The 8,037-nt window shown below is 62.3% G+C and carries 10 protein-coding genes; 8 read left to right on the top strand and 2 right to left on the bottom strand.

Annotated elements, in window-relative coordinates:
- Positions 1 to 4 precede the first annotated feature (4 nt).
- The 4 genes from ACESL9_RS06575 to arcC are packed head-to-tail and all read left to right on the top strand — an operon-like array spanning position 5 to position 3,316.
- On the top strand, positions 5 to 163 hold the full coding sequence (locus tag ACESL9_RS06575) for a hypothetical protein (RefSeq protein ID WP_372674628.1): 159 nt from the start codon (positions 5 to 7) through the stop codon (positions 161 to 163).
- Positions 160 to 1,389, top strand: a complete 1,230-nt coding sequence (locus tag ACESL9_RS06570) for an arginine deiminase (RefSeq protein ID WP_372674626.1) — start codon at positions 160 to 162, stop codon at positions 1,387 to 1,389. The genes ACESL9_RS06575 and ACESL9_RS06570 overlap by 4 nt, the downstream gene beginning before the upstream one ends.
- 9 nt (positions 1,390 to 1,398) lie before the next feature.
- Positions 1,399 to 2,400 (top strand): ornithine carbamoyltransferase, encoded by a 1,002-nt coding sequence (gene argF, locus ACESL9_RS06565; protein WP_372609576.1) that lies wholly within the window; start codon positions 1,399 to 1,401, stop codon positions 2,398 to 2,400.
- Positions 2,401 to 2,404: 4 nt separating this feature from the next.
- Complete coding sequence (arcC, locus tag ACESL9_RS06560) at positions 2,405 to 3,316, top strand: carbamate kinase (protein ID WP_372609574.1); 912 nt, start codon at positions 2,405 to 2,407, stop codon at positions 3,314 to 3,316.
- Between the two features lie 391 nt (positions 3,317 to 3,707).
- On the opposite strand, the gene ACESL9_RS06555 is transcribed toward arcC, so the two are convergent.
- Entirely contained in the window at positions 3,708 to 4,181 is a 474-nt protein-coding gene (locus ACESL9_RS06555) for a host attachment protein (RefSeq protein ID WP_372609572.1), read from the bottom strand.
- Between the two features lie 286 nt (positions 4,182 to 4,467).
- Between ACESL9_RS06555 and ACESL9_RS06550 the strand changes: the two genes are divergently transcribed.
- From ACESL9_RS06550 to ligD (ACESL9_RS06535), 4 genes are all read left to right on the top strand, one after another.
- Positions 4,468 to 5,046 carry an HPF/RaiA family ribosome-associated protein gene (locus ACESL9_RS06550; protein WP_372609570.1) on the top strand — a complete coding sequence of 193 codons (579 nt, stop codon included), beginning with the start codon at positions 4,468 to 4,470 and terminating at the stop codon, positions 5,044 to 5,046.
- Between the two features lie 81 nt (positions 5,047 to 5,127).
- Positions 5,128 to 5,733, top strand: coding sequence for a DNA polymerase ligase N-terminal domain-containing protein (locus tag ACESL9_RS06545; protein ID WP_372609568.1), 606 nt, complete (start codon positions 5,128 to 5,130; stop codon positions 5,731 to 5,733).
- The gene (gene ligD, locus ACESL9_RS06540; protein ID WP_372609566.1) at positions 5,730 to 6,725 is read left to right on the top strand and encodes a non-homologous end-joining DNA ligase; all 996 of its coding nucleotides are present in this window, start codon (positions 5,730 to 5,732) and stop codon (positions 6,723 to 6,725) included. Before ACESL9_RS06545 ends, ligD (ACESL9_RS06540) begins: the two co-directional genes overlap by 4 nt.
- On the top strand, positions 6,722 to 7,618 hold the full coding sequence (gene ligD, locus ACESL9_RS06535; protein WP_372609564.1) for a non-homologous end-joining DNA ligase: 897 nt from the start codon (positions 6,722 to 6,724) through the stop codon (positions 7,616 to 7,618). The genes ligD (ACESL9_RS06540) and ligD (ACESL9_RS06535) overlap by 4 nt, the downstream gene beginning before the upstream one ends.
- Positions 7,619 to 7,710: 92 nt before the next feature.
- Here ligD (ACESL9_RS06535) and ACESL9_RS06530 read toward each other — a convergent pair whose 3' ends face one another.
- Positions 7,711 to 7,947, bottom strand: a complete 237-nt coding sequence (locus ACESL9_RS06530) for a hypothetical protein (RefSeq protein ID WP_372609562.1) — start codon at positions 7,945 to 7,947, stop codon at positions 7,711 to 7,713.
- Positions 7,948 to 8,037: the final 90 nt, after the last annotated feature.

Genomic DNA, 8,037 nt, shown 5'->3' with positions numbered 1-8,037 from the left:
GAACCTGATCAACCCGACATTCGCGGTGGTGATTGGCGGGCTGGCCATCGGGCGGGTGCCCTATGACCGCTGGATCGTCTTCATCTGGCCGCTGCTGGTCATCCTGACAGTGTTCATCATGGGTGCATTGGCGGTTGGTGCCGCAATGGGAGGTGCGGCATGAGCGATCTGGAACTTGGCGTGCATTCGGAAACCGGCCGACTGCGGCAGGTGATCGTCTGCAAACCCGGTCGCGCGCACCGGCGTTTGACACCGGAAAACTGCGAGGATCTTCTGTTCGACGATGTGTTCTGGGTCAAGCAGGCGCAGAAAGACCATGACGTCTTTGCCGACCTGATGCGTGGCGAGGGTGTCGAGGTGCTCGATACCGGACTGCTGCTGGGCGAGGTGATGGATATGCCGGAAGCGCGTGGCTGGGTGCTCGATCACCGGGTCACGCCGCAGGAAATCGGAGTCGGCATGCTCGACGATCTGCGCGGCTGGATGGACGAATTGCAGGGACCGGAGCTTGCCGAATTCCTGATGGGCGGGTTGACTGTAGACGATCTGCCGTTCGAGCCGGCAGGCATGTTCGGATCGTATCTCGGGCGACTCGGCTTCGTGCTGCCGCCGCTGCCCAACACGCTTTTCTCCCGCGACAACAGCGCCTGGATCTATTCGGGCGTCACCCTCAATCCGATGTATTGGCAGGCGCGGCGGCCCGAGACGCTGCTGACCGCTGCGATCTACCGGTTCCACCCCAAATTCGCGGGCCGGGCCGAAGTGCTCTGGGGCGATCCCACGCACGATTTTGGCCGTGCCACGCTGGAAGGCGGTGACGTGATGCCGGTGGGCGATGGATTGGTCCTGATCGGCATGGGTGAGCGAACCTCGCCACAGGCCGTGGGTCTTCTGGCCGAGGCGCTTTTCGATCAGGGCCGTGCGACCCGCGTTCTGGCCTGCCAGCTTCCAAAATCGCGCGCCGCGATGCATCTCGATACGGTCTTCACCTTTTGCGGCGGCGAGGTGGTGACCAGCTTTACCGAGGTCGCCGCCGAAATGACGGTCTACGACCTGCACCCCGGCGAGGGGCGCGCGCCGCTTGATATCCGCCGCATCGACCGGCCGCTGTTCGACGTTCTGGCCAAGGCGATGGGCCTGAAGAAGCTCACCGTCGTGCCGACCGGCGGCGCCGACACGTTCGAGGCATCGCGCGAGCAGTGGAACGATGGCAACAACGTACTGGCGCTGCGACCCGGTGTCGTTGTCGGCTATGATCGCAATGACGACACCAATGCCGCACTGCGCGCCGAGGGCATCGAGGTGCTCGAGGTGCCGGGCGCCGAACTTGGGCGCGGCCGCGGCGGGGGGCGCTGCATGAGTTGCCCGACGATCCGTGACCCCGCATAGGAGCATCCCATGGCCTACAATCTCAAGAACCGCCATTTCCTGACCCTGCGGGATTTTACACCCGCCGAGATCGCGTTTCTGCTGAAGCTTTCAGCGGACCTCAAGGCCGCGAAATACGCCGGCACCGAGCGCGAATTGCTCAGGGGCAAGGAAATCGCGCTGATCTTCGAAAAGGACAGCACCCGCACCCGCGCGGGGTTTGAGGTGGCGGCCCATGATCAGGGGGCGAATGTCACATATCTCGGCCCCTCGGGTTCGCATATCGGGCGCAAGGAGACGGTGAAGGACACCGCCCGCGTTCTGGGCCGCATGTTCGACGGGATCGAGTATCGCGGCTTTGGCCAGGAGGTTGTGGACGAGTTGGCCAGACATGCCGGCGTGCCGGTCTGGAACGGGCTGACGGACGAGTTCCATCCGACGCAGATCCTGGCAGATTTCCTGACGATGCAGGAACACGCACAGAAACCCTGGCGAGAGATTGCCTTCTGCTTTCTTGGGGATGCGGCCAACAACATGGGTGACAGCCTGCTGATCGGCGGGGCAAAGATGGGCATGGATGTGCGCCTCTGCGCGCCGCGTGCGTGCTGGCCCGACAAGGCCATCGAGGCCGAGGCGCGCAGCATCGCAAAGGAGACCGGCGCGCAGGTGCTGATCTCCGAGGACGTGGCCGAGGCGACGCTGGGGGCAGATTTCCTCTATACCGATGTCTGGGTGTCGATGGGCGAGCCCAAGGAGAAATGGGCCGAGCGGATCGAGATGCTGATGCCCTATCAGGTGACGGCGGATGTGATGGCAAACACCGGCAACCCCCGCACCCGGTTCATGCATTGCCTGCCCGCCTTCCACAACGCCGAGACCGAGATGGGCGCACAGATCGAAACTGAATTCGGAATTTCCGCAATGGAAGTGACTGACGAGGTTTTCGAAAGTGCGGCCTCCATCGTCTTCGATCAGGCCGAGAACCGGCTGCATACGATCAAGGCGGTGCTTGTCGCCACATTGGGGGGCTAGGGCCATGCTCGTCGTGATCGCCTTGGGCGGCAATGCGCTGCTCCGCCGGGATCAGAGCCTGACAGCCGAGAACCAGCGCGACAATGCCCGCACAGCCGCCCGTGCGCTCGCCGAGGTGGCACGCGCCGGGCATGATCTGGTGATCACCCACGGCAACGGTCCGCAGGTCGGGCTGCTGGCGCTGCAGGGCATGGCCTACAAGCCAGATGAGACCTATCCGCTCGACATGATGGGGGCCGAGACCGAGGGCATGATCGGCTATCTGATCGAGCAGGAACTGGAAAATGCCCTGAACCACGATCGCACCGTGGCCTCGCTGCTGACACAGGTGCGCGTTGATCCGGACGACCCGGCCTTTGCCAGCCCGACGAAATTCGTCGGACCGGTGTATGACCGCGACGAGGCCGAACGCGTGGCAGAACGGCACAAATGGTCCATCGCGCAGGATGGCGAGAAATGGCGCCGCGTCGTGCCCTCGCCCGCGCCCGTCGAGATCCCCGATCTCAAGGTGATCCGCCTGCTCTTGCTACATGGCACGATCGTGATCTGTGCGGGCGGCGGCGGCATCCCGGTGATCGAGAACGCTGACGGAGCCCTTACTGGCATCGAGGCGGTGATCGACAAGGATGCAACAAGCGCCCTGCTCGCCGAGGGGCTGGGGGCTGACGCGCTGCTGCTGCTCACGGATGTCGATGGCGTTTATAAAGGCTTCGGCACCGACGCGGCCGAGCGGATCGCGCAGCTGACCCCGCAGGAGGCCACGGCGCTGGACTTGCCCGCAGGCTCCATGGCGCCGAAGGTGACGGCGGGGGCGCAATTCGCGCGCGGCGGCCAGCGTTGGACCGGCATCGGCAAGCTGAGCGATGCTCTGGCGATCATCGAGGGCCGCTCGGGCACTCGCATCGCGGCATCCTGAGCCGAACACTATGCCGGGTGCGCGGTCGGGCTGGCGCGCCTGCGGCGCTCACTCGGCGCTCACTGCTCGTGGGCCTCTTCATCACGGAGTCGTACGGACGTGAATGCCGTGGAACACCGATACGATTGAATGCCGCACGGCTTCTGGCTGTTCTTCGATCGCTATTCACAGCGCGCGAAGATCGCTGCGGGTCTTCCAGCCCCATCATTCAAATACACCGCAACTGAAGTCACGGGCAACCAGTGCGCGAGACCGCGACCTGCGGATTTGCTCAGCTATAGGAGGCTGATCCGGGGATTGCCTTGCTTTGGATCAATCACGCTTGGGATTGCGACAAGAGATCGGTTTTTGTATTGCTGGCCAGTCACGTGGTCTTTGGTGTGTTACGTCGTCAGCTGGCGTCCCACGCCTTGATCGACGCCTCGATCCTGTCGAGCGGGAGGTTCGTCAGGTCCTTGTCGATCTCTGCCACGATAGCCGAAGCGAGGCGGTCGTCATAGGCATTGCGCATCGCACCGAGCGAGCGCGGATCCGCAATCACGAGCAGATGATGAAACCGCCCCGCCGATCTCCATTCCAATAGTTTTTCGGCAACGGCTTCCGCAAATCGCTCTTCGGCGACACGGTGCCAGTCGGTCTCCTGCATGGCGCTTTTTCCCCAGGATGCGACGCCACCACTTACCTTGCGCTTGGCGTCTTGCTGGCGTCCTGCGCGATCACTTGCAAGCTCGCGTGCCGGTGCGTTGGTGCTGGTTTCGTGATCGAGGACTTCCAGATGCATGAACTCCTGATCGCCGATGTTCCGCAGCAAAAGATACTTCTCGCCATCGGCCACAACCACCCAGGTGCCATATTCGAGTTTCATCGGTGTCTCCCTTGCAAAGGTTGGCCTGTCGTCTCAACTACCCGTCCCGCATCTGTGCGATGCGCCTTGCCGGCCCCAGGCGGCTTCGACATCTTCTCTTCCGGAGCCGTTAGAGTTCAAATTCGGCATGGCATTCTTACGGCAGGAAAAAACAATACCCACCATGCCAACCGTATTAAACAATTGATCACCACACCTTGACGCAGGTTAAGGCGTATCCGGATCGAGAAGTGGCATACATCCTGCGGACCAATGGCAGGTGCCAGGAAACGAGAGAAGTCGGTCAATGCAGACACCTATCGAAATTGCGTTCAAGCATGTCGAACCGACGGATGAGATCAAGGCGCTGATCTCGGAAAAGGCTGCACGGCTCGAGAAATTCCATGATGGCATCACCAGTTGCCATGTCTATATCCGTGCCCCGCATCAGAACCAGAAAACGGGAAATCTCTACGAAGTCACGATCGAGGTACGCGTGCCGGGTCAGGAACTGGTCGTGCGGCGTCATCAGGATGACAAGCCAGAGCGCGCGCATTTGAATGTCGCGATCCGGGACGCTTTCGATGCGATGCAGCAGGAGTTGAAAAGCGCCGCGCGCAAAATGCAGGGTGACGTCAAGCATCACGACGGCCCATTGCAGGGCAAGATTGTCGAGATCCGTCACGACCAAGGCTATGGCCAGATCATTGCGACCGACAACCGGTTGATCTATTTCCATGAAAACAGTGTCGTGGATGGCGACTTTGCCGATCTTGCACAGGGTGACCCGGTTGAAATGGTCGTGCAGACCGAGGAAAGCGCGATCGGACCGCAGGCAAGCACGGTCCGCCCGATCGGCGGATTGGAATACGACCCAGGACAGTGACGGCCCCGCATGCCGGGGCGATGCGGTTGCCTCACCTTGGCGGCATGGGCATGGGCCCCTTGATGTGGAAGGGACGTGAGCATGGTGAAACACCGGCAGGGACGTGGTGCGCTGGACCAGTACCACGAAAGACGTGACTTTTCACGCAGCACCGAACCCAGGGGCGATTTCGGCAGCACGTCGGGAAACCCCGTTTTCGTCATCCAGAAGCACGACGCCAGCAACCTGCATTACGATTTCCGGCTGGAGGTACAAGGCGTGCTGAAAAGCTGGGCGGTCCCGAAGGGGCCGTCCACCGATCCGCGCGAGAAACGGCTCGCCATCGCAACAGAGGATCATCCGCTTGACTATGCCGACTTCGAGGGGGTGATCCCGGAGGGCGAATATGGCGCAGGGGCCGTGCTGATCTGGGATCGTGGCATTTATGAGAACATCACTGAAACGGAGAATGGCCCACGCCCGATGTCCGAGGCACTGGCAAACGGCCACGCTCTGGTCCGGCTCTCCGGTGAAAAGATCCATGGCGGTTACGCCTTGCAGCGGATCGATGATGACGCGGATCAGTGGCTGCTGATCAAGATGGACGACGAGGCGGCGGACGCACGGCGAAACCCCGTTTCCACCGAACCGAAGTCGGTGGTCTCGGGCTGCGATCTTGACGAGATCGCGGCGGGCGAGGATGGATGAGTGACAACGAAGATATCGCGGCGCTGGTCGCGGACCTGCCCGAGAGTTCTCATCCGGAGTGGATAGCACCCATGCTCGCCGTATTGACCGACGCGCGGTTCTCCAGCTCGGACTGGATCTTAGAACGCAAGCTCGACGGTGTGCGGCTGTTGGTATTTCGCTACGGCGATCGGATCAGGTTGATGACGCGGAACTGCAACGAGGTGAGCGATACCTATCCCGAACTGGTCAAGGCGCTGGCCAGGCAGCCTGCGCGTGACTTTGTCGCCGATGGCGAGGTTGTGGCCTTCGATGGCAACCTGACCAGCTTTTCACGCCTGCAAGGCAGGATGCAGATCACCGACCGGGACAAGGCCAGCGCCAGCGGCATCGCGGTGCATCTCTATCTTTTCGACCTGCTTCATCTTGCCGGCCATGACCTAACCGACCTGCCGCTGCGACGAAGGAAATCGCTGCTCCGCCGGGCGCTGCGCTTCGACGATCCGCTCCGCTTTACGCCGCACCGCAACGCGGATGGCGAAGCGTTCTTCGAGCGGGCTTGCGCGAGGGGGTGGGAAGGTCTGATCGCCAAGGACGCGACGTCACGTTACAGCCACGGCCGCTCACGAGACTGGCTCAAGTTCAAATGTGCGAAGGGGCAGGAACTGGTGATCGGCGGGTTCACGGAGCCCAAGGGGAACCGCGTGGGCTTTGGTGCGCTCTTGCTGGGGTATTTCGAGGATGGCGAGCTAAGGTATGCGGGAAAGGTGGGCACCGGGTTCGACGATGCCTTCCTGGAGGGCTTCCGCGAGACGCTGGAGGCGCGCCGCCGCGAAACGTCACCCTTTGAAGATGTGGTCGACGAACAAGCGATCTGGGTCCGTCCCGACCTGGTGGCCGAGATCGGGTTTACAGAATGGACCGAAGCGGGACGGCTGCGCCACCCGCGTTTCCTTGGCCTGCGGCAGGACAAGCCCGCCGGGGATGTCATCCGCGAGGTGCCGGACGCATGAGCACGAAAACCCTCACGGTCGGCGGGCGCGATGTCGAGATTTCCAATGCGGCCAAGATTCTTTTCCCGGACGACGGTATCACCAAGTTTGATCTTGCCGAATTCTACGCGAAGATCGCCGAGACCGCACTGCCCCACTACCGCGAAAGGCCCGTTACCATGCAGCGTTTCCCCGACGGGATCGAGGCGGACGGGTTCTTCCACAAGAACGTTCCCGAACACTTCCCCGACTGGATAAGGCGGGTGGAAGTGCCCAAGGAAGGTGGTATCGTCACGCATGCCGTCGTGACCGAGGCAGCCACCCTCGCCTATCTGGCGGATCAAGGCTGCATCACACCGCATCTTGCGCTGGCCCGGGCCGGGGCACCGCGCAAGCCTGACCGGATGGTCTTCGACCTGGACCCCTCGGACGACGATTTCGGCAAGGTGCAGGAGGTGGCGCGGGCGGTCAAGCGGGCACTCGATCAGCGGGCCTTGCCCAGCTTCGTGGCCACAACCGGCTCGCGCGGGCTGCACATCGTGCTGTCGCTCGATGCCTCGGTCGAGGTCGCGCGGCTGCGGCCCTTCGCCCGCAGGCTGGCCGAAGAGGTCGCCGCGGCACATCCGGCGCTCGCCACCACCGAACAGCGCAAGGCGAAGCGGGGCGACAAGGTTCTGATCGACACATTCCGAACGGCCCACGCCCAGACCGCCGTCGCACCCTATGCCGTGCGCGCCAGAAAGGGCGCGCCCGTGGCGACCCCCCTGCGCTGGCCCGAGGCCTTCTCCTCGGAAATGACACCGGATCGCTATTCGATCGCGTCGATCTTCCGGCGTCTTGGCCAGACCATGGACCCCTGGGCCGACATACATGACGATCCGCAGGACGCCACAAAATTGGCCGAAGCCTCTTGAACGCGGTGTCGACGTGAGCGCCGCCGCCGCCATCGCAAATACACTGCAGGGCGGCACTCATGATCCGGCAAACACCGAATTCTGACCGCCACTCATGGCGGCTTGAAGTTCCCGACCGGAATTTTCAGGTAGCTGTGCCCATCCGCCTCGACCTCGGGCACGCACCCGCCGCGGATATTGACCTGAAACGCCGCGAGCATGCGCGCGGGCAACGTCAGTGTTGAATCGCGGGCGCGGCGCATGGCGATGAACTCGGCCTTGCCGATCCCATCACCGTGAAATCCGGGTTCGCAAATGGAATCTACCTGACCTTTTGAAAGCTTCGGCATGTGTACTCACCCAAGATCTATACCAATATCCTGCATAAGAAGCGGAGGAGGGAAGCGGTAGGTAGCAAAAATCCATGGGTCAATTCCTGC

Source organism: Aquicoccus sp., assembly GCF_041686535.1.
GTDB lineage: Bacteria > Pseudomonadota > Alphaproteobacteria > Rhodobacterales > Rhodobacteraceae > Aquicoccus.
Note: the sequence above shows the minus strand (reverse complement) of the source record. Positions and strands in the feature narration are given on the sequence as shown.